Source organism: Streptomyces sp. NPDC048623 (assembly GCF_040650755.1).
Taxonomy (GTDB): Bacteria; Actinomycetota; Actinomycetes; order Streptomycetales; family Streptomycetaceae; genus Streptomyces.
This window is the reverse complement of the sequence record NZ_JBEZHV010000009.1, coordinates 48,003-70,057: the sequence shown is the minus strand read 5'-3', so window position 1 is coordinate 70,057 and position 22,055 is coordinate 48,003. Positions and strand designations below refer to the sequence as shown.

General features: G+C 70.2%; 24 protein-coding genes, 1 tRNA gene and 1 riboswitch. Of the genes, 14 read left to right on the top strand and 11 right to left on the bottom strand.

The features are described 5' to 3' along the window. The first annotated feature begins 8 nt into the window (after positions 1-8). The 7 genes from AB0C73_RS15575 (at position 9) to AB0C73_RS15545 (ending at position 7,320) form a co-directional block, all read left to right on the top strand. The gene (locus tag AB0C73_RS15575; RefSeq protein WP_362529546.1) at positions 9-923 is read left to right on the top strand and encodes an aminoglycoside phosphotransferase family protein; all 915 of its coding nucleotides are present in this window, start codon (positions 9-11) and stop codon (positions 921-923) included. Continuing rightward, the gene (locus tag AB0C73_RS15570) at positions 920-1,111 is read left to right on the top strand and encodes a hypothetical protein (protein ID WP_362529543.1); all 192 of its coding nucleotides are present in this window, start codon (positions 920-922) and stop codon (positions 1,109-1,111) included. The genes AB0C73_RS15575 and AB0C73_RS15570 overlap by 4 nt, the downstream gene beginning before the upstream one ends. Further along, on the top strand, positions 1,104-2,396 hold the full coding sequence (gene serS, locus AB0C73_RS15565; protein ID WP_362529541.1) for a serine--tRNA ligase: 1,293 nt from the start codon (positions 1,104-1,106) through the stop codon (positions 2,394-2,396). Before AB0C73_RS15570 ends, serS begins: the two co-directional genes overlap by 8 nt. Before the next feature lies 1 nt (position 2,397). Further along, positions 2,398-3,420 (top strand): glycosyltransferase, encoded by a 1,023-nt coding sequence (locus AB0C73_RS15560; RefSeq protein WP_362529539.1) that lies wholly within the window; start codon positions 2,398-2,400, stop codon positions 3,418-3,420. Next, entirely contained in the window at positions 3,414-4,463 is a 1,050-nt protein-coding gene (locus AB0C73_RS15555; RefSeq protein WP_362529536.1) for a hypothetical protein, read from the top strand. Before AB0C73_RS15560 ends, AB0C73_RS15555 begins: the two co-directional genes overlap by 7 nt. Positions 4,464-5,102: 639 nt before the next feature. Next, positions 5,103-5,639: a hypothetical protein gene (locus AB0C73_RS15550; RefSeq protein WP_362529534.1), complete on the top strand. Its 537-nt coding sequence runs from the start codon at positions 5,103-5,105 to the stop codon at positions 5,637-5,639. A gap of 922 nt (positions 5,640-6,561) precedes the next feature. Next, positions 6,562-7,320 carry a hypothetical protein gene (locus tag AB0C73_RS15545; protein ID WP_362529532.1) on the top strand — a complete coding sequence of 253 codons (759 nt, stop codon included), beginning with the start codon at positions 6,562-6,564 and terminating at the stop codon, positions 7,318-7,320. Between the two features lie 99 nt (positions 7,321-7,419). Here the strand turns inward: AB0C73_RS15545 and AB0C73_RS15540 are convergent, their stop codons facing one another. Further along, positions 7,420-7,803 (bottom strand): hypothetical protein, encoded by a 384-nt coding sequence (locus AB0C73_RS15540; protein WP_362529529.1) that lies wholly within the window; start codon positions 7,801-7,803, stop codon positions 7,420-7,422. 184 nt (positions 7,804-7,987) lie between these two features. Between AB0C73_RS15540 and AB0C73_RS15535 the strand changes: the two genes are divergently transcribed. After that, entirely contained in the window at positions 7,988-8,296 is a 309-nt protein-coding gene (locus tag AB0C73_RS15535; RefSeq protein ID WP_362529526.1) for a hypothetical protein, read from the top strand. Between the two features lie 33 nt (positions 8,297-8,329). Here AB0C73_RS15535 and AB0C73_RS15530 read toward each other — a convergent pair whose 3' ends face one another. Continuing rightward, positions 8,330-9,598, bottom strand: coding sequence for a DUF445 domain-containing protein (locus AB0C73_RS15530; protein WP_362529523.1), 1,269 nt, complete (start codon positions 9,596-9,598; stop codon positions 8,330-8,332). 192 nt (positions 9,599-9,790) lie between these two features. On the opposite strand from AB0C73_RS15530, the gene AB0C73_RS15525 reads away from it, so the two are divergent. Beyond that, positions 9,791-12,247, top strand: coding sequence for a transglycosylase domain-containing protein (locus tag AB0C73_RS15525; RefSeq protein ID WP_362529521.1), 2,457 nt, complete (start codon positions 9,791-9,793; stop codon positions 12,245-12,247). Here the strand turns inward: AB0C73_RS15525 and AB0C73_RS15520 are convergent. From AB0C73_RS15520 to AB0C73_RS15510, 3 genes are all read right to left on the bottom strand, one after another. Then, complete coding sequence (locus AB0C73_RS15520; protein WP_362529519.1) at positions 12,225-12,545, bottom strand: multidrug efflux SMR transporter; 321 nt, start codon at positions 12,543-12,545, stop codon at positions 12,225-12,227. The genes AB0C73_RS15525 and AB0C73_RS15520 overlap by 23 nt on opposite strands. Before the next feature lie 33 nt (positions 12,546-12,578). After that, a riboswitch (guanidine-III (ykkC-III) riboswitch) is annotated at positions 12,579-12,648 on the bottom strand. Positions 12,649-12,695: 47 nt separating this feature from the next. Continuing rightward, positions 12,696-13,034, bottom strand: a complete 339-nt coding sequence (locus AB0C73_RS15515) for a co-chaperone GroES (protein ID WP_362529516.1) — start codon at positions 13,032-13,034, stop codon at positions 12,696-12,698. Between the two features lie 59 nt (positions 13,035-13,093). Beyond that, positions 13,094-13,423 (bottom strand): DUF3618 domain-containing protein, encoded by a 330-nt coding sequence (locus tag AB0C73_RS15510; protein ID WP_362529515.1) that lies wholly within the window; start codon positions 13,421-13,423, stop codon positions 13,094-13,096. Positions 13,424-13,563: 140 nt separating this feature from the next. Here AB0C73_RS15510 and bcp point away from each other — a divergent pair, with 140 nt between their 5' ends. Both bcp and AB0C73_RS15500 read left to right on the top strand, forming a co-directional pair. Continuing rightward, positions 13,564-14,037, top strand: a complete 474-nt coding sequence (gene bcp / locus AB0C73_RS15505) for a thioredoxin-dependent thiol peroxidase (RefSeq protein WP_362529512.1) — start codon at positions 13,564-13,566, stop codon at positions 14,035-14,037. A gap of 51 nt (positions 14,038-14,088) precedes the next feature. Further along, positions 14,089-14,172, top strand: a tRNA-Leu gene (locus AB0C73_RS15500). A 35-nt stretch (positions 14,173-14,207) separates the two neighbouring features. Here the strand turns inward: AB0C73_RS15500 and rdgB are convergent. The 4 genes from rdgB to AB0C73_RS15480 form a co-directional block, all read right to left on the bottom strand. After that, on the bottom strand, positions 14,208-14,810 hold the full coding sequence (gene rdgB / locus AB0C73_RS15495; protein WP_362529510.1) for an RdgB/HAM1 family non-canonical purine NTP pyrophosphatase: 603 nt from the start codon (positions 14,808-14,810) through the stop codon (positions 14,208-14,210). A gap of 8 nt (positions 14,811-14,818) precedes the next feature. Further along, a complete protein-coding gene (locus AB0C73_RS15490) occupies positions 14,819-15,187 on the bottom strand; it encodes a hypothetical protein (RefSeq protein WP_362529979.1) in 369 nt (122 codons plus the stop codon). Between the two features lie 108 nt (positions 15,188-15,295). Then, positions 15,296-16,027, bottom strand: a complete 732-nt coding sequence (rph, locus tag AB0C73_RS15485) for a ribonuclease PH (protein WP_362529508.1) — start codon at positions 16,025-16,027, stop codon at positions 15,296-15,298. Between the two features lie 92 nt (positions 16,028-16,119). After that, positions 16,120-16,353: a PTS glucose/sucrose transporter subunit IIB gene (locus AB0C73_RS15480; protein WP_362529505.1), complete on the bottom strand. Its 234-nt coding sequence runs from the start codon at positions 16,351-16,353 to the stop codon at positions 16,120-16,122. A gap of 258 nt (positions 16,354-16,611) precedes the next feature. Between AB0C73_RS15480 and AB0C73_RS15475 the strand changes: the two genes are divergently transcribed. Beyond that, positions 16,612-17,874 (top strand): PTS transporter subunit EIIC, encoded by a 1,263-nt coding sequence (locus tag AB0C73_RS15475; RefSeq protein ID WP_362529977.1) that lies wholly within the window; start codon positions 16,612-16,614, stop codon positions 17,872-17,874. 233 nt (positions 17,875-18,107) lie between these two features. Further along, positions 18,108-19,415, top strand: a complete 1,308-nt coding sequence (locus tag AB0C73_RS15470) for a PTS transporter subunit EIIC (protein WP_362529503.1) — start codon at positions 18,108-18,110, stop codon at positions 19,413-19,415. A gap of 107 nt (positions 19,416-19,522) precedes the next feature. On the opposite strand, the gene AB0C73_RS15465 is transcribed toward AB0C73_RS15470, so the two are convergent. Further along, positions 19,523-20,275, bottom strand: a complete 753-nt coding sequence (locus tag AB0C73_RS15465; protein WP_362529500.1) for an MBL fold metallo-hydrolase — start codon at positions 20,273-20,275, stop codon at positions 19,523-19,525. Positions 20,276-20,474: 199 nt separating this feature from the next. On the opposite strand from AB0C73_RS15465, the gene AB0C73_RS15460 reads away from it, so the two are divergent. After that, positions 20,475-20,969 carry a type II toxin-antitoxin system PemK/MazF family toxin gene (locus AB0C73_RS15460; RefSeq protein WP_362529497.1) on the top strand — a complete coding sequence of 165 codons (495 nt, stop codon included), beginning with the start codon at positions 20,475-20,477 and terminating at the stop codon, positions 20,967-20,969. A 127-nt stretch (positions 20,970-21,096) separates the two neighbouring features. Here the strand turns inward: AB0C73_RS15460 and AB0C73_RS15455 are convergent, their stop codons facing one another. Further along, positions 21,097-22,047 (bottom strand): cysteine synthase, encoded by a 951-nt coding sequence (locus tag AB0C73_RS15455; protein WP_362529495.1) that lies wholly within the window; start codon positions 22,045-22,047, stop codon positions 21,097-21,099. Positions 22,048-22,055 lie beyond the last annotated feature (8 nt).

Sequence of the window (22,055 nt, the reverse complement as noted above, 5' to 3'; positions counted from 1 at the left end):
TTGGAGATGTGCCGTCGGGGTGTCGGGAGCGGTTGCTCGCGCACTACGGCCCCTCGGTCGAGGAGTGGCTGGACGCGGCCCCTGGCCGCCTGGCCGAGGCGGCCAGGCGGTGGAACCTCTCGCTGAGGAGCTACCACGACGCAGGCCACGCTTCGGCGGTCGCGCTCGCCGTGGCGCCTGGCGGGAGCCGCTTGGTGCTGAAGGCGTGGGTGGAGCCCACCCGCTACCGCCACGAGACGGCCGCGTTGCGGGTGTGGACCGGAGGTCCGACCGCGAACGTGGTCCACACCGCGGATGATCTGTCGGTGGCTGCCCTTGCGCTTGTCGGCGGGCAGCCCGGGGGCGATGTCCGCCCCGTGCGCGAGACGCAGGCGGTGGCCGCCGCGATCCACACGCTTCACACGCTCGGCCGGCGGATGCCCGGACCGGGTGTGCCCAGCCTGGATGACTTCCTTCACGAGGTCGTCCTGCCGCGCATCTACCGGCGGATGCGCGTCCTCGACCTCGGCTCCCACGGAGGACTCGCGAGGGAGGTGTGCCACGAGCTCGCCGACCTGCGTGAAGTCCCCACCCGGACGACGGTCCTGCATGCCGACCTGTACGCGGAGAACGTGATCTTCGACGTGGAGCAGCGTCCTTGTCTGATCGATCCCCACCCTGTGGAGGGTGACGCGGTCTTCGACTGGGCCTTCTGGAGCGTCTACTACGACCTCGAACGAGGGATGGCCGATCGGCTCGCCACGGCCGCACGGATCTCCCGCGTCCCCGTACCGGAGATCACGCCCTGGTGTCGGGCACTCGCGCTCGACGGGCTTCTCTACTACACGGAGATCGACGACCCGGCGAGGCCGAAGATCGCGGCGGGGCTGTCCTCTCTGATGGCATTCGGAGCGGGGACGTCCGGAACTGGGCGGGCCCGATGACGACGTACATCGTTCGCCACGGCCAGACGAACCACGGCAAGCGCTACCTCGTCAACGGCGTCCTGGCCAAGCGCATCCGCCTCAATGCCACGGCCGTATTCCAGATCAGCGAGGGGTCGGCGGTTGCTACCGTCGAATCGGTATCCCCATCCCATTCGCTGGATAAGAAGGATCTTCCTCATGCATGACGCCCGCGCCCTGATCGACATGGGTGCCGAAGCTGTTCGTCGGCTCGCTCGTCGCGGCTACTCCCTGGACCTGTCCGAACTGGAGTCCCTCCAGTCCCGGCGCAACCAGAACATCCGCTCGGCCGACGAGCTGCGGGCGGAGTCCAAGCGGGTGGCGAGTGAGGTCCAGCAGACCGCGAAGCAGGGCGGGGACATCGGCAAGCTGAAGGAGCGCGCCCGCGAGCTCAAGGACCAGATCCGCGACATCGAGGCCGGACAGGAAGGGATCGAGAGCCGGCTCCGTGACCTGCTCCTGAGCATCCCGAACCTGCCGGACGACTCGGCCCCGGACGGTGACTCCGAGGAGTTCGCCATCGAGGTACGGCGCGTCGGCACGCCCCCCACGTTCACGTTCGAGCCGAAGGACCACGTCGACCTCGGCGAGGCCACCGGCATCCTCGACTTCGCCCGGGCGACGAAGCTGTCCGGCTCGCGCTTCGCGGTGTCGCGCGGGGCCGGCGCGGCCCTGGAGCGCGCCCTGGCCACGCTCTTCCTCGACATCCACACGCGCCGACACGGGTACGTCGAGCACTCCGTGCCCTTCCTCGTCACCCGCAAGACGATGACCGGCACCGGGCAGCTGCCGAAGTTCGAGGAAGACCTGTTCAAGACGGGCGTGGCCGACCGCGACCTGTTCCTGATCCCGACGGCCGAGGTCCCGCTGACCAACCTCTACGCCGACGAGATCATCCCGCCGGCCGAGCTGCCGCTGGCCATGACCGCCCACACCCCGTGTTTCCGCTCGGAGGCCGGCTCATACGGCCGCGACACCCGCGGTCTGATCCGCCAGCATCAGTTCGCCAAGGTCGAGATGGTCAAGATTGTCGACCCGGACACGGCGGACGCCGAGCTGGAGACGATGGTCGGCCACGCCGAGGCATGCCTCAAGGAACTCGGCCTCGCCTACCGGGTCATCAAGCTGCCGGCCGGCGACACGGGCTTCTCCGCCCAGCTCACGTACGACATCGAGGTCTGGATCCCGAGCCAGAAGACGTACCGCGAGATCTCCTCGGTCTCCAACTTCGGTACCTTCCAAGCCCGCCGGGCCAACATCCGGACCCGAGGCGAGGACGGCAAGCCCAAGCTCGTCGCCACCCTCAACGGCTCCGGTCTGCCCGTCGGCCGCACCCTGGCCGCTCTCCTTGAGCAGTGCCAGCAGCAGGACGGCTCGATCGTCCTGCCCGAATCCCTCTTCCCGTACCTCGGCTTCCGCCGTATCTCGGCGGACGGAACACCGGAGGCATAACGTGCTCGTCGGCGTCTGCGACTTCCCTGGTAGCTACGCCTTTCCACCCGCCGGATACGGCGGGATCGAACGATGGCTGTGGGCGGTCGCCGTAGGCGCCCGGGCCGCAGGCGCCGATGTGCACCTCCTCGGGCCGGGCTGGCTCACGGACCTGGAACACGACTGGGTCCGCAAGCCGGTCCGCCTGGAGGACCTCGCCCCTGGAACGCTTGCCGAGCGCGAGCTGCGCGACAGCAGGTACGGCCTCCTGGTCGTCGGCCACGAGTACCCGTCGCTTCCTGCCTGGACGCGCACCTGGGGCCAGCTGGACTGCGACGTCGCCACCTTCCAGCACTCGCCTGTCTTCCAGCACAGCCCCGCCGCCTTCGACGGCCGACGGTCGCGGCTCTACTGCTACTCGCCCGAGATGACAGAGCGGTACGCGGAGCACCAGCCGATCCCAGAGCTCGCCGTCCACCTCGGCCTCGACGAGAAGGAACCGCCGGCCGTCGCCGGCACCGACCTCGTCTGGCTCGGCCGGATCGACGAGGACAAGGCGCCACACATCGCCGCCCGCGCGGCGCAGATCCTCGGCCGTCGCATCCGGATCGTCGGTCCTGTCTTCGACGAGACATACGTCCGTCGCCACGAGCGCCTCCTCACCGCCGATCACGTGAAGTGGGTCGGCGAACTCGGCGGCCCTGCCAAGACCGCCGCCATCGCCGAGGCATCCGCCTTCGTCTACACGTATGCCCGGTCGTACGTGGAAGCCGGCGCCGCCGTCTTCGGAGAATCCCTCCGCGCCGGCACGCCCATGGCCGCCCTGACCTGGCGGGACGGAACATGCGCCCAGGCCGCGCTATGCGACGAGACGGGCGCGGTCGCCGTGGCCGACCCGGAGGAGGACGATGAGACCGCGGCGCAGAAGCTCGCTGGCGCTATCGAGCAGGCGGAAGGCCTCAACCACCGCCGCGTCCAAGCCGTAGGCATGCAGCGTTTCAACCCCGTGCGCCACTTCCAGGCGATGGCGACCCGGCCGTGCTGACCCAGGCGACTGGCTTCGCCGGAGGTGAACTGGCCCAGCGGATGCCTGACGTACTGCGCGCCGCGTTAGGCCCTCACTGGGAGCTCACCATCGATGGCCCTCACATCGAGATCCTTCACCCGCATCGCGGAACTCCCTACCAGCCGCCGCGCAGACCACCCACGTGGCGGGAGCTGCTCAACTCCTTGGAGCTCGGCTTCGCGCGGGTCGGTGCTCCGCGCGAGGCCTGCCTCCCGCTGCGGTGGGGACGCGAGACTGAGCTGACTATCTCTGCCGTCCAGGCACTGGACCCACTCCTCAAAGACGGCCGGCCCCGAACTCACCGGCGCGGATTCATCCCCCAGCCGGTGGTCCGCTTCACAGGGGAACGGGACTCGGCAGGTGAGTTGAAGGACGGCTTTCTGACCTCCTTCGTCAACATCTCCCGCGTCCAACCCATAGAAAGCATGGCCGAGTACGGCGCGGTCCTCGACGGCTGGCTCACCGTCCTCTCCAAACTCGGCTTCCACGCCCGCCACCTGAGCATCTACGGCACGCCGGTTCCATGGCGTCGACGCGAGGTCGAAGGAATCACCCTGCGTTTCCGCCACCTCGACATGCCCCTCGGTGACATCGTTCTCCTGTGGAACACCGCCCGACCTGACCGCTTGGCCGTCGACCTCGGCACCGGGCTGGAACGACTGGCCTGGGCACGCACACGTGCTGACTGGTGCGGGCTCGTCTACGGCCCCATCAGCCGACTGGCACCCGGTCCAACCTTGGATGCGGCCCGCACAGCCACGCTCCTCATCGGACAGGGGATACTCCCAGCAGCGCGCGGAGCCGGAGGGATCACCAGAAGAGTCATCGGGACGATCGACTCCCGGGTCGCCCACTTGGGCGTGAGCGCTCTGGTGCGCTCCGCTTATGCCTTCTGGGAACTTTCAAGCCCGATGAAAGTGCCTTGGCCGGAAGTCGTTCGGACGATCGAGGGTGAGGTCGACAGGCGGCGCTCCCTCCCCCTGCCGCGACCATCGAGGCATGAAAAAATCGCAGCCGAATGACGGCCTCTCGCCGCCCGGTCGGCAACAGGCACCACAGCCACGGCCTACGCGCCCTCATGGTCCAGGCGAACTTCCCGTCCCGGCCGCCAGCCGAGCGCCAGCCACGCACCCGCCAAGTGGGTTTCTGGTGCGGCCGCGCGGGGGACCGGGTAGCCCGTCCCGCCGTGGGCGAGTGGCGGGCCGGTGGGTGGTGAGACCGGGTATCGCTGCGCGCTTGGATGCCCTGCGGTCTGGTGGGTGGGCGCTCGGTTTGTGGCGGGGGCGAGTGGGACCAATCCCTCGATGGGGGTGCGCGGAAGTGGAATGGGGTGCCCAATCCACGTCCGGCGGCCAATGGCCGTCCTCCGGCCGGGGCGCAGGCCCCGCTGGTCACGGCCAGCGGGTGGCGCAAACCCCAGCACGACGCGGAACAACGGCCAGGTGTCGTCGCCGCCATCGTCGTTCACGAGGGACGTGCGCTGGAAGGTGCGTCGTCGAGTCAGCGAAGGGCCACTCGCGCGTCATCACGGTCCGCGCTTGGAGGGCGTCCGCAGTTGGCCCGGGGAGCGATTGGCGGGATTCCCCGACCCTCCGACCCACCACCGGCTACCGTACGGACACGCTGCATCACTCAACGCGGTCACGCGAGGAGGACTCCCTGTGCCGTCACCCTGTGACCCCCAGCATGCTCCCGTCGGCGATGTGGGCGCCGCGCTCATGATGATCGACTCTCAGCTCACAGCCATCCACAACGGAAAGGACAGGACCGACCCTGAACTTCGGTCGCTGGCCGCCCAGTTCATCGGTTCTCTGGGCCCCGGGGGAGCCGATGACGTGCTCGACGGCGCTTGCACGCTCGTCTACATGTTCATGCAGTGGCTGCGAATGGCCTACGAGGACCACGACAGGGACGTCATCGAGTACGTGGTACCCAACCTCGTGAGCACGATGCGCATGATGCCCAAGAGCGTCCGACCCGAGGCCATCCCCACCATGGCCGGCCTCCTCGTCGCCGCAGGCACCGGCCTCAGCCCCAACCTATGGCGAAAGCAGTACGGAGACTGGACCGAGGACGAGCTGACTCCCCTGGAAGCCACAGTCCTCCTGCTCGCGGAGCACATCAACCGTCTCACCGACGACCCCGACTTCGCCACCCGGATGGTCACCGAGGCCCTGTCCAGGTCGCTCGAAGACTGACGCGCCGCGTCCTTCGCCCGGGGCTGTTCCCCCCACAAGCAGTGACCAGCGGGGCATGCGCCCCGACCCTAAGTCCGCCATGAGTCGCTGAGCCGGGCCCCAGCCACCCCATTTCACTTCGGCGCACCCCTCCCCGGCGGGGAAAGGGTCCTCAGGCAGCAACCGCGAACCGGGCTCCCGCCCACCGCCTTCCGGCCGCCCACGGCGGGACGGGCTGCCCGGACCTGCCCGCGCGGCCCCGCCCCCGGCCGCCCTCCGAGTGTGAAAAGGACCCCGGTGGCACCGGGTCAAGGGTGGGCGAAGCCCATCGCATCGCGACGCCGAAGGCGCCCTTGACGCGGGGACTCCGGGGGCCACACTCGGAGTGAGGGCGGCCGCACCAGAAACCCACACAGGAACCTGACCCTTCGGGCCCCTCGCCATCCCCGCCGCAGGGCGGGTAGCGGGCCGGTGGGTGGGGGCTTGGTTCGCGGCCGAGGCCGGAGGTTCCATCCCTTGTAGGGGGTGCGCAGTCGTGGAATGGGGCAGTTTGGCCCGGCTCAGCGGCCAACCGCCGCCGTCCGGTTGAGACTCATCCCCCGCTGGTCGCCGCCCCGCCGGAAGCGGCCCCGCCAGCGAGGCCGGCGGTCAAGGATGAGCGAAGCCCGTCGGGGAGCGACGAGACCACAGGGAGCGCCTTTGAGAGGGCGGCGTCGGGGCCTCACCGGTTGATGAGGCTTTCATGGTGTGCTGGCCTGCGGGCGATGCCGGGCCGACGAACGGAATGCGCGGGCCTGTTGAGAGGCGATGACCGCAGAGTGAGGGTCTTGCGCAGACGGGTGAGGATTCTGCGGCCCTGCCGGTGAGTACCCGTGCTCATGCCTGAGCGGTACCCGTGGTCCACCGTGGAGATCACCAACGGACCGACCCGAGGAAGCAACCGATGCCGACTGCGTCCCACCCCCGCCGCGTCCCGCGCCTGCGCCGACTCCTTGCGCTCGCTTCGGGCAACTGGGTCGCCCGGGGCTATCTGGCGGTATTCGCCGTCTCGTTCACAGTCATGTTCCTCTTCCCGGAGAGCGCCTTCGCAGGGAGCTCTCTGCTGCTGACGGCGCCCCTCTCCTTCCTGTGCGTGTTCCTCCCTCTCGACCCCGGCGCCGAGGTCGACGGGGCTGCCGACGTGACGGCGGTCGCGGTCTTCGCCGTATGGCTCATGCTGTGCGCCCTCGTGAACGCTGCCGTGCTCGGCGCCCTCGCCGCGCGGACCGCGACCGCCACATCGGCCGACGCGCGTGAGCCCCTCCCGCACGTCGCGGACCCGGCTGAGCGGAAGGGAACAGACACGACGGACCCTGCGGCCACCCGCCCGCAGAGGGTTCGGGCCTTGCTGGCGCCCGCGGTGGACAATTGGCTCGCGCGTGGATACCTCGCCGTCGTCGCGGTGGCGCTGGGCTTCTTCCTGTGCGCCGCGTTCGTGCTGCCGGATCCCGGATTCGCCGGCATCTGGCCGCTCATGGCCACGGCGCCGTTCAGCATCCTCGCGATGGCGGTGTCGTCGCCCGTTGAGTACTACTCCTCGATCGGCTGGTTGAGCCCGTTGGTCTTCTCCATCGGGGTGGCCCTGTCCGGGCTGGTCAACGCCGTGCTGCTCGGCCTGCTCGCACGCAGGCTGCGGGCGCGGGAACCGCGCCCGGCCTCGTGAGCCAAGCGCCGGATCAGCCGGCCGGACCAAAGGCATGCCGCCTGAAGAGGCCGGAGCTCATGGCGGCCCTGTCACGACTGACCGTGGCCCCTGACGGGGCTACGGGGCCGCCTCGCGGAAGAGTGCCAGGAGGGCGCGGGCCTGCGGGGAGTCCGCGTCGAAGAACTGTGTGGACAGTGCGGAGGGCACGGCGGGGCCGTGCATGCGGACCTCATCGCATCGGAAGCAGAACGCCGCCTCGAACAGCGCCAGGTCGAAAGCGTCCGCGTACGCCCGGACACTCCAGCCCGGCGAGAAACCGCAGCGGTGCTGCTCGCTGCCGGGCAGGCTCTCGATCAAGGCCAGGGCGTCGGCCGCCTCGCTCCCGATCCAGTGGGCACCCACCCTGCCGGGATACGGGGTGCCCCGCTTCGCCGGGAGTGCGGAGATCCTCACGACATCGAGCAGCACGGCAGCGGCTACGGCTTCGGTGGGGAGCTGCATGTGCGTAGTCTGCCCGCCTCCGGTGCCGGGGGGTGCACCCGGCCGCGCCAGGAGCCCCTGCAGGAACCGGAGCCGTAGGGCCTCTCGTTAGGCTCGTAGGACCAGCTTCTCGTACGAGTACGAGTACGAGTACGAGTACGAGTACGAGTACGAGACAGACCGCGCCGACCGACAGGAACCCGTCATGCCCAGCGCCCGTAACCTCTCCCCCGCCATCGCCGCCGCCGGGCTCGTCGGCGGGTATGCCGTGGCCCGGTGGACCAAGAAGCGGCCGCTCGGTGGGGTCGTGCTGGCCGTGGCCGGTGGGGTGGCGGCGCGGGAGTGGCAGCAGGTGGCCGGGGGGAAGGCGGCGGCCGGGCTGACGGCCGGGTATCTGGCCGCGTTCGCCGGGTCCCACCCGCTCGCCAAGAAGATCGGGGCCTGGCCCTCGGTGTTCTCCGTCGCCGGGGTCATGGCCGGGGCCGCTTACGCCGTCACCCGGAGCGCCCTGTAGACCCAGTAAGCCCCATGGGCCCCCAGCAGGCGCTCAGCCGCCCAGCGCGTGGCTGACCGTGTAGATCAGCAGGCCCGCCAGCGCGCCCACCACCGTGCCGTTGATGCGGATGAACTGGAGGTCGCGGCCGATGTTGGCCTCGATCTTCTTCGAGGTCTGGGTGGCGTCCCAGCCGGCGACCGTGTCCGTGATCAGCGACGTGATCTCGGCGCGGTAGGTGGTGACGACGTACGCCGCCGCGTCCTCCACCCAGCCCTCGACCTTCTCCTGGAGACGGGTGTCGGTCGACAGACGCGCCCCCAGGGAGATCAGGGACGCGCGGGCGCGGCGGCGCAGCTGGCTCTGGTCGTCCTCCGCCGCCGCCAGGAGCAGGGCGCGTACCGACGCCCAGGCCGAGGCGATGACGTCCTGGACCTCCGGGCGGGCCAGCAGCTCCGACTTCAGGCGCTCCACCCGCGCCCTCGTATCCGTGTCGCCCTGGAGGTCGGCCGCGAAGTCCGTCAGGAAGCGGTCGATCGCGCCGCGCGCCGGGTGGCCCGGCATGTCGCGCATCTCCGTCACGAAGCGGAGCAGCTCCTTGTAGACGCGGTCGCCGATCCTGCGGTCCACGAAGCGCGGGGTCCAGCCCGGCGCGCCGCCCTCGATCGCCTCCATCACCGAGTCCCGGTGCGTGATCAGCCAGTCGTGGCCCCGCGCGCACACGAGGTCCACGGCCCGGTGGTGGGAGCCGTCCGCGACCATCCGCTCCAGGGTCTTGCCGAGGCCGGGGCCGATCTCCGCCGCCTCCGCGCGCCGCGTGATCGCCTCCCCCACGACCGCCTGCACGTCCGAGTCCCGCAGCACCGTCAGCGCGCCCCGCAGGGCCGCCGCCAGTTCCGACGTGACGCGGTCCGCGTGCGCCGGGTCCGCCAGCCACGCGCCGAGACGGCGCGCGATGCCGAAGCCGCGCAGCCTGCCCCGTACGACATCGGCGGAGAGGAAGTTCTCGCCCACGAAGGAGCCGAGCGAGGCGCCCAGCTGGTCCTTCTTCGTCGGGATGATCGCGGTGTGCGGGATCGGCAGTCCCAGCGGGCGCCGGAACAGCGCCGTCACCGCGAACCAGTCCGCGAGCGCGCCGACCATGCCGGCCTCCGCCGCGGCCGCCACATAGCCCGCCCACGCGCCCGCGTCCGAGGACTTCGCCCAGGTGGCCAGGGCATAGATCGTCGCGACAAGGGCGAGGAGGCCGGTGGCGAGCGCCTTCATCCGGCGGACGCCCCGGCTCTTCTCCGCGTCCGCCGCCGTGTACGTGAAGCTCACCATCGCACCATCACCATCACCTCACCTCCCTACCTCACTGACTCCCAAGGCGCACACCGAGTTCCCACCCCCGCCCCGGTCGCACCCGGTCGCACCCGCCCGCATCAACCCCCACCCGGCCTTCGGGGGAATCCCGGGGCCCCGTCGACCCGTCTTCCCCGCCCATCGAACACCACGGAGGCAGGATGCTGTCTTATGTCCCCTTCATCCGGTTTGTCCTCCGATACGACCGGGGCCCTGCCGTCCGAAGCCGCCGGACCGGAAGCGTGGGAACCCCGCGACCCCACCCTCCCGCCAGGCCCGCGCCCCCGCCAGGCCCGTCCCCGCCGCCTCCGCCGCCTCCTCCGGCGCCTGCTCGCCCTCGCCGCCCTCGGCGCGCTGCTCCTCCTCGGCGCGTTCGTCGCCGGCTACCTCCTCGTGGACGTACCGGCCGCCAACGCCACCGCCGTCGCCCAGTCCAACCTCTTCCTCTACCGCGACGGCACCCAGCTCGCCCGCGACGGCGAGGTCGACCGCGAGAACGTGAGCCTCGCCCGCGTCCCGCTCCCCGTCCAGCACGCCGTGCTCGCCGCCGAGGACCGCGACTTCCACTCCTCCCCGGCCGTCGACCCGCGCGCGATGGTCCGCGCCACCTGGAACACCCTCACCGGCAAGGGCCGCCAGTCCGGCTCCACCATCACCCAGCAGTACGTCAAGAACTACTACCTGGGCCAGGAGCAGACCCTCACCCGCAAGGCCAAGGAGTTCTTCATCGCGCTCAAGCTCGGCCGCGAGAAGAGCAAGGACGAGATCCTCGAGGGCTACCTCAACACCAGTTACTTCGGACGCAACGCGTACGGGATCCAGGCCGCCGCCCGCGCCTACTACGGCAAGGACGCCAAGGACCTCGACACCGCCGAAGGCGCGTACCTCGCCTCCCTCCTCAACTCCCCCAACGCGTACGACGTCGCCACACACCCCGAGAACCGCGACCGCGTCCTCGCCCGCTGGCACTACGTCCTCGACGGCATGGTCTCCGAGGGCTGGCTCACCCGCACCGCCCGCGCCACCGCCGTCTTCCCCGCCCCGCAGCCCGCCCGCGCCTCCGCCGGCCTGTCCGGGCAGCGCGGCTATCTGGTGCAGGCCGTCGAGCAGTACCTCACCGAGCACGGCCTCGTCGACGAGAAGACCCTCGCCGCCGGCGGCTTCCGGATCACCACGACCCTGGAACGCGCCAAGCAGGACGCCTTCGTGAAGGCCGTCGACGAGCACGTGACGGCGAGACTGGACCCGGGGCGCAATCCCACCGACCGTTACGTACGGGTCGGGGGCGCCGCCATCGAACCGGGTACCGGCCGGGTCGTGGCGCTCTACGGCGGCATCGACTACACCCGCCAGTTCGTCAACAACGCCACCCGCCGCGACTACCAGGTCGGCTCCACCTTCAAGCCCTTCGTGCTCGCCTCGGCGCTCCAGCACGGCGCGCAGACCCAGGAGGGCGAGCGGATCACCCCCAACACGGTCTACGACGGCGACAACCGGCGCCCGGTGCAGGGCTGGAACGGGCCCGACGGCACCAACGGCACCAACGGCACCGACGGGGCCCCCTACGGCCCCGCCAACGAGGACGAGGAGAGCTACGGCCCCATCAGCGTCCGCACCGCCACCGACCGCTCCGTCAACGCCGTGTACGCCCAGATGGCGGTCGACGTCGGCCCCGCCCGGGTGCGCGACACCGCCGTGTCCCTCGGCCTCCCCGCCCGTACGCCCGACCTCACCGCCTCCCCCTCGATCGCGCTCGGCCCCGCCACCGCCAGCGTCCTCGACCTCACGCAGGCGTACGCGACGCTCGCGAACCACGGCCGGCACAGCACGTACACGCTGGTCGAGAAGGTCTCCCGGGACGGCGAGGAGCTGGAGCTGCGGGACACCGACGGTCGGCAGGCGCTGTCCCGCGAGGCCGCCGACACCACCACCTCCGTGCTGCGCAGCGTCGTCCGCAACGGCTCCGGCACGGCCGCCCTGGCCGCCGGACGGCCTGCGGCGGGCAAGACGGGCACGGCGGAGGACGACAAGGCGGCCTGGTTCGCCGGCTACACCCCCGAGCTCGCCACCGTGGTCGCGATGATGGGCCAGGACCCCGAGACGGGGCGGCAGCTGCCGATGTACGGGGCGCTCGGACTGCCCCGGATCAACGGGGGCGGGGCGCCCGCGGAGATCTGGGGCCGGTTCACGCGCGACGCGCTCGCCGGGGTGCCGGCGAAGGAGTTCGACCTGCGGCTGATGGAGGGCGCGGAGGAGCTGCCGCTGGAGCCGCCGACGCCGGACCACCCCGGTGACGTGCACGACGAGGGTTACGAGGGGCCGCAGCGTCCCCGCGGGAAGGCGCCGAAGCAGTCGAACGCGGTACGGGATCGGGGCGCGGCGCCCGTACGGCAGGAGCCGCGCCGGGAGGAGCCCGTACGAGCGGAGCCGCCTGCCCGGCCGGCACCGCAGGCGCCGCAACCGGTGCAGCCGGTGGAACCGGCCCAGCCGGCCGGGCAGACCGGTCAGGCCGGGCCGCCGCTGCCCGAGCCCGGGCCGCCGACCGTGGCACCCGTGGCGCCCTCACCCGGTGACACCGGTGGGCCGGTCAGTGGCCTCGGTGGCCTCAGTGGCCCGATGTCGCCTTGAGGCCGACCACCGCCACGAGCAGCAGACAGGCGAAGAAGATCCGGGCGGCGGTCGCCGGCTCACCGAGCACCACCATGCCGAGCACCGCCGCACCGGCCGCGCCGATGCCGACCCAGACGCCGTAGGCCGTACCGATGGGGAGGGTCCTGGTGGCCTGGGCGAGCAGCAGCATCGAGGCGACGATCCCGGCGACCGTGAAGACGCTCGGCCACAGGCGGGTGAAACCGTCGGTGTACTTCATACCGATGGACCAGCCGACTTCGAGCAGACCGGCGAGGACGAGAAGGACCCAGGCCATGACGACGAACCTCCGCGAGACGGATACAGGGGCGGTGCGTCGTCTTGTCGTGGACCCGGTACGGCGCGTCTCGTCGGGGTGACCTCAGCGTAGCAAAGAACAGGCAAAGGGCCTGGTGACGACGGTCACCAGGCCCTTCGCGCGTTCAGTTCAGAGGTACAGGCCGGTCGAGTCGGTGGCGCCCTGGAAACGGTCGGCGGCGACCGCGTGCAGATCGCGCTCGCGCATCAGGACGTACGCCACGCCCCGCACCTCGACCTCGGCGCGGTCCTCGGGGTCGTACAGGACCCGGTCGCCGATCTCCACGGTGCGGACGTTCTGCCCGACCGCGACGACCTCGGCCCAGGCCAGACGGCGGCCGACGGCCGCGGTCGCCGGAATCAGGATGCCGCCGCCCGAACGCCGCTCCCCCTCGGGGGTGTCGGTCCGGACCAGGACGCGGTCGTGGAGCATCCGGATGGGCAGCTTGTCGTGGGTGTTCTCGCTCACGGTTCGAACCTACCTGCCCGGGCGTGTCGGCCGTACGCCGGACGGGTCTTCGCCCGGAATCACCGCTTGCTCTTGCCGCTCTTGCGGGAGGACGCGGCAAGCAGCCCGACGAGGGCGACGGCGACGAGCGCCACCGGCACCACACGCTCCAGGCGCGGCGCGCCGTCCTCGTCGGTGAAACGGGCCTTCACGTCCGAGACGACCCGGTTGACGGCCACGAACGCGCGGCCGGCGGTGTGGTCGACCTGGGCGGCGACCTTCGCCTTCGCATCGCCGATGATCGTCTTCGGGTGCATCCGAATGCCGATCTCGTCGAGAGTGACGGCGAGCTGCTCGCGCCGGCGGAGGATGTCCGCCTCGATCTGCGCAGGGGTCCTGGCGTCCGTCACCGCACTGCCTCCGTAGTGGTGGTTCATGGTCGTGTTTCCGGTCGTTGACAGACAGTCTGTCAGCTTCCCGCGCCGTGGGTTGTCCCCCACCCCCATTAGGCTCTCATCCCGTAAGCGAGTTTTCCCGAGGAGAGCCAGCCATGAGCGAGCGACTGCAGCCCGGCGACACCGCCCCCGCCTTCACCCTCCCCGACGCGGACGGCAACGAGGTCTCCCTCGCGGACCACCTGGGCCGCAAGGTCATCGTCTACTTCTACCCGGCCGCGCTGACGCCCGGCTGCACCAAGCAGGCCTGCGACTTCACGGACAACCTGGACCTGCTGGCGGGCGCGGGCTACGACGTCATCGGCGTCTCCCCCGACAAGCCGGAGAAGTTGGCGAAGTTCCGCGAGAAGGAGAACCTCAAGGTCACCCTGGTCGGCGACCCGGACAAGACCGTCCTGGAGGCGTACGGCGCCTTCGGCGAGAAGAAGCTCTACGGCAAGACGGTGACGGGCGTCATCCGCTCGACGGTCATCGTGGACGAGGAGGGCAAGGTCGAGCGCGCCCTCTACAACGTGAAGGCCACGGGCCACGTCGCCAAGATCATCAAGGACCTGAAGATCGAGGCCTGACCCGCGATCTATGAGCAGAACTGCCCGGCCAGTAGCATGACCGGGCAGCAGGCGGCCGTGGTGGAATTGGCAGTCACGCTGGGTTTAGGTCCCAGTGGGGTAACACCCGTGGGGGTTCGAGTCCCCCCGGCCGCACTTCAGAACCTCAGACACCCAGGAACTTCAGACGCCTACGACAGAAGTTCCCTGACGACAGGCACCAGGGCCCGGAATGCCTTGCCGCGGTGGCTGATCGCGTTCTTCTGGGCCGGTGACAGCTCCGCGCAGGTCACGTCGTAGCCGTCCGGCTGGAGGATCGGGTCGTAGCCGAAGCCGTTCGTGCCGGTGGGGGCGTGGCGCAGGACGCCCGGCATGCGGCCCTCGACGACCCGCTCCGTGCCGTCCGGGAGGGCCAGGGCGGCCGCGCAGGCGAAGTGGGCGCCGCGGTGGGTGTCGTCGATGTCGGCGAGCTGGGCCAGGAGGAGGTCCAGGTTGGCGCGGTCGTTGCCGTGGGTGCCGGACCAGCGGGCGGAGAAGATGCCGGGGGCGCCGCCCAGGACGTCGACACAGAGGCCGGAGTCGTCGGCGACGGCGGGGAGGCCGGTGGCCTGGGCGAGGGCGTGGGCCTTGAGGAGGGCGTTCTCGGCGAAGGTGACGCCGGTTTCCTTGGTGTCGGGGATCTCCGGGTACGCGTCCGCGCCGACGAGTTCGAGGTCGAGGCCTGCGTCGGCGAGGATCGCGTGGAGTTCGGTGATCTTGCCCGCGTTGCGGGTGGCGAGGATCAGACGGGTCATACGTCTGATTATCCGGGCGTGCAGACCTTGCCGACCTCGGTGGCCGCGTCGGTGATCGGCTTGATGTCCGGCGTGGTGTCGCCGTTCTTCACCGCCGTGCGGACGGACTCGACGCCCTTGGTGAGGTCGTCGACGGCCTTCGACAGGTCCGCGTTGTCCGTCGTGTTCTTGAGGTTGCCCAGCTCCGTGTCGATGCTGTTCAGGGCCTCCTCGATCTGCGTCGGGTCGTTGGAGGCGCTGTTGACGGCCTGCGAGAGCTTGTCGACGGAGGTCGCGATGGCATCGGCCGTCTTGATGCAGTCCGCGGCCTTGTCGAGTGCTCCGCAGCCGGTCAGTCCGGTGACTGCGAAGGCGGCCGTGGCGACGGCGAGGGCTATGGTGCGGCGGCGCTTCACGTTCGGGTCCTCCCCCTACGTACGTACAGACGTGGACGGGGCGCACGGTTTCGACCCGTGCGCCCGTGTCGTAAAGGACGCGGTGGCGTCCTACAGAGTTCCTTCGAGGGCCTTGCGCTGGAGCTCGGCGAGTTCGGCGCAGCCGCCGGACGCGAGGTCGAGCAGGGCGTTGAGCTCCTCGCGGTCGAAGGGCTCGGCCTCGGCGGTGCCCTGGACCTCGACGAAGCGGCCGTCGCCGGTGCAGACGACGTTCATGTCGGTGTCGGCGCGCACGTCCTCCTCGTAGCAGAGGTCGAGGAGGGGGACGCCGCCGACGATGCCGACGGAGACGGCGGAGACGGTGCCGGTGAGGGGCTTGCGGCCGGCCTTGACCAGCTTCTTGTTCTGGGCCCAGGTGACGGCGTCGGCGAGGGCGACGTAGGCGCCGGTGATGGCGGCGGTGCGGGTGCCGCCGTCGGCCTGGAGGACGTCGCAGTCGAGGACGATGGTGTTCTCGCCGAGCGCCTTGTAGTCGATGACGGCGCGCAGGGAGCGGCCGATGAGGCGGGAGATCTCGTGGGTGCGGCCGCCGATCTTGCCGCGGACGGATTCGCGGTCGCCGCGGGTGTTGGTGGAGCGCGGGAGCATGGAGTACTCGCCGGTGACCCAGCCTTCGCCGCTACCCTTGCGCCAGCGGGGGACGCCTTCGGTGACGGAGGCGGTGCAGAAGACCTTGGTGTCGCCGAAGGAGATGAGGACGGAGCCCTCGGCGTGCTTGCTCCACCCGCGTTCGATGGTGACGGGGCGGAGCTGTTGGGGTGTACGGCCGTCGATACGAGACATGGCACGAGCGTAGCCGTATGCAAGGAGGGCCCGTTCCCCTGCCGGAACGGGCCCTTCCCCAGCTGCTGGTGTCAGCCACCGGCGTCAGCTGCTCACATCATGTCTTCGATGTCCGCGGCGATCGGGTCCGCGTCCGTGCCGATGACGACCTGGATCGCGGTGCCCATCTTCACGACGCCGTGGGCGCCGGCGGCCTTCAGTGCGGCGTCGTCGACGAGGGACGGGTCGACGACCTCGGTGCGGAGGCGGGTGATGCAGCCTTCGACCTCTTCGATGTTGTCGATGCCGCCGAGGCCGGCGACGATCTTCTCAGCCTTGCTGGCCATATGTATCTCCCTGTCCGTTCTGCGCACCGACGGTCCACAGCTGATGGTCCGCTTTGTCACGGTAACCCACGGTTGGCCCAACCTCGCGAGCGGATGCCGCCGTTCTGCCGAATGATGACGATCACCGGCGGGCTGCCCTGAGCGACCTCCGGGACCCTACCGCAACTGGTCTACACCAGTATGCATCCGCAGCACCCCGGGAGGTCGCCGATGAGTAGCGCGAGTAGCGCGAGTGCCGCCGCCGCACCGAAGAAGTCGATGGGGAGTCGCTTCTTCCAGGGGCTGCAGAAGATGGGCCGCAGCCTTCAGCTGCCCATCGCGGTGCTGCCGGCGGCCGGCATCATCAACCGGCTCGGGCAGCCGGACGTGTTCGGCGCCGACGGGCTCGGCTGGGACAACGTCGCGAAGGTGATGGCGGGCGCGGGCGGTGCGCTGCTCGACGGCAGCCTCGGTCTGCCGCTGCTGTTCTGCATCGGTGTCGCGATCGGCATGGCGAAGAAGGCGGACGGCTCGACGGCGCTCGCCGCGGTGGTCGGCTTCCTCGTCTACTACAACGTGCTGCGGCAGTTCCCGAAGGACTGTCCGGCGGGCACGAGGGACATCGGCGGCGGCTGCATCGCGCCGGACGAGGCGTTCGTCGGCTACACGTACCAGAACCCGGGTGTCTTCGGCGGCATCATCATGGGTCTGCTCGCGGCCTATCTCTGGCAGCGCTTCCACCGCACCAAGCTGGTCGACTGGCTCGGCTTCTTCAACGGCCGCCGGCTCGTCCCGATCATCATGGCCTTCGTCGGGATCGCCGTCGCCTCGCTGAGCCTGTGGATCTGGCCGCCGATCGGCGACGGCCTGGAGAACTTCAGCGACTGGCTGGTCGGGCTCGGCTCGTGGGGCTCGGGCATCTTCGGTGTCGCGAACCGCGCGCTGCTCGTGATCGGCCTGCACCAGTTCCTGAACGTGCCCATCTGGTTCCAGTTCGGCTCGTACACGAAGCCGGACGGCACGGTGGTGCACGGTGACATCACGATGTTCCTCGCGGGCGACCCGAACGCCGGTCAGTTCACCACCGGCTTCTTCCCGATCATGATGTTCGCGCTGCCGGCGGCCGCGCTCGCGATCACCCACTGCGCCAAGCCGCACCGGCGCAAGGAGATCGGCGGCATGATGCTGTCGGTCGCCCTGACCTCGTTCGTCACCGGCATCACCGAGCCGATCGAGTACTCGTTCCTCTTCATCGCGCCGGTGCTGTACGCGATCCACGCGGTGCTCACGGGTGTGTCGATGGCGGTGAGCTGGGCGCTCGGCGTGAAGGACGGCTTCAGCTTCTCGGCCGGTCTGATCGACTACGTGATCAACTGGAATCTGGCGACCAAGCCGTGGCTGATCATTCCGATCGGCCTGTGCTTCGCCGTCGTCTATTACGTGATCTTCCGCTTCGCGATCACCAAGTTCAACCTCCCCACCCCGGGGCGCGAGCCGGAGGAGCTGGAGGAGGAGATGGAGCGGGACATCACGAAGGCGTGAGCCCCCTCCTTACAGGCCCTCGGACCTCTGGTCCGGGGGCCTTTTGTCGTCACTGTCCGTCTCTGGCCGAGCGCACAGAATTCACAGGTTCCTTATCTAAGTCTCACGTGCTACAACTGGTCTACACCACTCATTGGTGTAGACCACGCGGCCAAACACCGCGTTCCACGAGACGCCGCCGTCGCCCCCTTTCACTGTCCTCTGGCGGCGCCTTGCCCAACTGGAGGAAGTTGATGAGTACGGCCACCGCCCAGGCCGCCGCTCCCGCGAAGAAGCGCGGATCCGGCCTGTTCCAGGGCCTGCAGAAGGTCGGTCGCAGCCTGCAGCTGCCGATCGCCGTGCTGCCGGCCGCGGGTCTGCTGCTCCGACTCGGCCAGGCTGACGTGCAGGAGAAGCTGCACCTGCCGGCCGACGTCGCAAAGGTCTTCGCCGGCGCCGGCGGCGCCATCCTCGACAGCTCCTTCGGGCTGCCGCTCCTGTTCTGCATCGGTGTGGCGATCGGCTTCGCCAAGAAGGCCGACGGCTCGACCGCCCTGGCGGCCGTGGTCGGCTTCCTCACCTACTACGCCGTGATCCACCAGTTCCCGATCACCGAGGGCCACGAGGGCGCGACCTACACCGCGACCGGCCTCGGCGGCGGCTTCTGGCAGAAGGGCACGGAGGCGGCCACCGCCGCGTCGTTCCAGAACCCCGGTGTCCTCGGCGGCATCGTCCTCGGCCTCCTGAGCGCTGTTCTCTGGCAGCGCTTCCACCGCACGAAGCTCGTCGACTGGCTCGGCTTCTTCAACGGGCGCCGGCTCGTCCCGATCATCACCGCCGCCGTCGGCACCGTCGCCGGTATCCTCGTGGCCCTCGGCTGGGAGCCCATCGGTAACGTCATCACCAGCTTCGGCGAGTGGATGACCGGCCTCGGCGCCGGTGGCGCGGGCCTGTTCGGTCTCATCAACCGCGCGCTCATCCCGATCGGCATGCACCAGTTCGTCAACTCCGTGGCGTGGTTCCAGATCGGTGACTTCACCAACGCCGCCGGCGAGGTCGTCCACGGCGACCTGCCGCGCTTCTTCGCCCAGGACCCGAGCGCCGGTATGTTCATGACGGGCTTCTTCCCGATCATGATGTTCGGTCTCCCGGCCGCCGCCCTGGCCATCGCGCACTCCGCCCGTCCGGAGCGCCGCAAGGTCGTGATGGGCATGATGATGTCCCTCGCGCTGACCTCGTTCGTCACCGGTGTGACCGAGCCGATCGAGTTCTCGTTCATGTTCATCGCGCCGGTCCTGTACGCGATCCACGCCGTGCTGACCGCGATCTCCATGGCCGTGACCTGGGCCCTGGGCATCCACATGGGCTTCAGCTTCTCCGCCGGCCTCACCGACGTGCTGATCAACTGGGGCATCTCCACCAAGCCGTGGCTCATGATCCCCATCGGCCTCGTCTTCGGAGCGATCTACTACGTGGTGTTCCGCTTCGCGATCACCAAGTTCAACCTCCCCACCCCGGGCCGCGAGCCCGAGGAGGAGGTCGAGGACCTCACCAAGGCGTGAGCCTGGCCTGAGCCTCACCCCGTACAACGGGAAGTCCCCCGAAACCGGTCGGTTTCGGGGGACTTCCCGTTCTCGGACTTGAGATCTCGGATCTCAGATCTCGGCTCTCAGATCTCGTACACCGCGCCCGCGCGCGCCAGTTCCGCCGGGCCGCCGTACACCTCGCGGGCGTCCGCCAGGTTCTGCTCGCCGTCCGTCCACGGGGGGATGTGGGTGAGGACCAGGCGGCGGGCGGCGGCGCGGGTGGCGTGGGCGCCGGCCTCGCGGCCGTTGAGGTGGAGGGCCGGGATGTCCTCCTTGCCGTGGGTGAAGGAGGCCTCGCAGAGGAAGAGGTCGGCGTCCGCGGCCAGCTCGTCGAGGGCGTCGCAGACGCCGGTGTCACCCGAGTAGGTGAGGACGCGGCCGGCGTGCTCGACCCGGATCGCGTACGCCTCGACCGGGTGGCTCACCTTCTCCGTACGCACCTGGAAGGGGCCGATCTCGAAGCTGCCGGAGGCCAGCGTGCGGAAGTCGAAGACCTCGCCCATCGCGCCGGGCGTCGGGGTGTCCGCGTACGCCGTGGTCAGCCGCTGCTCCGCGCCCTCGGGGGCGTACACCGGGATGGCGGGGCAGCGGCCGCCGTCGTGCCGGTAGTAGCGGGCGACGAAATAGCCGCACATGTCGATGCAGTGGTCGGCGTGCAGATGGCTGAGGAAGATCGCGTCGAGGTCGTACAGACCGATGTGGCGCTGCAGCTCGCCGAGGGCGCCGTTGCCCATGTCGAGGAGCAGCCGGAAGCCGTCGGCCTCTACGAGGTAGCTCGAACAGGCCGATTCCGCGGACGGGAACGACCCTGAGCAGCCGACGACAGTGAGCTTCATGGAGCGTGAACCTCCGTGGACGGGTGCGGAAAGCGCGCTGGCGGGGAGGTCGTGCGGTCTGTCGAGAGTACGGCGCGTGGCCGCCCGTCGCTCCTCCGTGGCGGTCCGTTGTGGGCGAACTCACGGGCGCTGTCACCGGTTCGGATGGATGGCGGGGCATCGCGGCGGCGCGGCGTGCGCGACGGTACCGTCTTGAGGTATGGACACGTCGTGGTGGCCCGCGCTCGTCGCGGTGGTGGTGCTCGCGCTCGTCGTGGCGCTGGCCGACGGCCGGCGCCGGTCGGCTGGTGGCGGCCGGCGGCCCGCGGGCCGTACGCGCCCGCCGGCCCGGCCGGGACGGCCGAAGCGGACGGCGCCGCCGCGCGGGCGGCCGGCGCCGGAACGGCTGCCGCGGGCGGGTGAGATCTGGTGGGCGGACGTGCCCTTCGAGGACGGGCCCGGGTCGAAGGACCGGCCTTGTCTGGTGCTCGCGCTGCGCGGGGACTGCGCCCTGGTCGCCAAGATCACCAGCAAGTACCACGACGAGCGGCCGGGTGTGATCGCGCTGCCGCCGGGTTCGGTGGGCGACGCGCAGGGGCGGCCGAGCTTCCTGGAGACGGACGAGCTGCGGGACGTGCCGGTGTGGGAGTTCCGCCGGAGAGTGGGAACGGCGGACCCGGTCGTGTGGGACCAGGTCCGCCATCTGGCGCGTTAGCGCGGGGCGCGGTTACGGGTGCGGGTGCGGGTCCAGGCACAAGGAGCGGAGGCGCCGCCAAGCGCGCCGTCCCGTGTGCCCACCCGTCCCGCCCTGCGGGACGATCGCCCACACGGGGCGGGTGCTGCTACGCCCAGAGCTGGTCCTGGACCGTCGCGATCGCCTCTTCCGTCGTCGCGGCCGTGTAGAGGCCGGTCGACAGGTACTTCCAGCCGCCGTCGGCGACGAGGAAGACGATGTCGGCGCTCTCGCCGGCCTTGAGCGCCTTCCTGCCGACGCCGATCGCCGCGTGCAGCGCCGCGCCCGTCGAGACGCCCGCGAAGATGCCCTCCTGCTGGAGGAGTTCGCGGGTGCGGGTGACCGCGTCGGCGGAGCCGACGGAGAAGCGGGTGGTGAGCACGGAGGCGTCGTACAGCTCGGGCACGAAGCCCTCGTCCAGGTTGCGCAGGCCGTAGACCAGGTCGTCGTAGCGCGGCTCGGCGGCCACGATCTTGACGTCGGGCTTGTGCTCGCGCAGGTAGCGGCCGACGCCCATGAGGGTGCCGGTGGTGCCCAGGCCCGCCACGAAGTGCGTGATGGAGGGCAGGTCGGCGAGGATCTCGGGGCCGGTGGTGGCGTAGTGGGCGCCCGCGTTGTCCGGGTTGCCGTACTGGTAGAGCATCACCCAGTCCGGGTGCTGCCCGGCGAGCTCCTTGGCGACCCGTACGGCGGTGTTGGAGCCGCCGGCGGCGGGCGAGGAGATGATCTCCGCGCCCCACATGGTGAGCAGCTGGCGGCGCTCCTCGCTGGTGTTCTCCGGCATCACGCACACGATGCGGTAGCCCTTGAGCTTGGCCGCCATGGCGAGCGAGATGCCGGTGTTGCCGCTGGTGGGTTCGAGGATGGTGCAGCCGGGGGTGAGCCGGCCGTCCTTCTCGGCCTGCTCGACCATGTACAGCGCGGGGCGGTCCTTGACCGAGCCGGTGGGGTTGCGGTCCTCCAGCTTGGCCCAGATCCGGACGTCGTCCGAGGGGGACAGGCGCGGCAGCCGGACGAGGGGCGTGTTGCCGACCGCCGCCAGCGGGGAGTCGTAGCGCATCAGGCTCC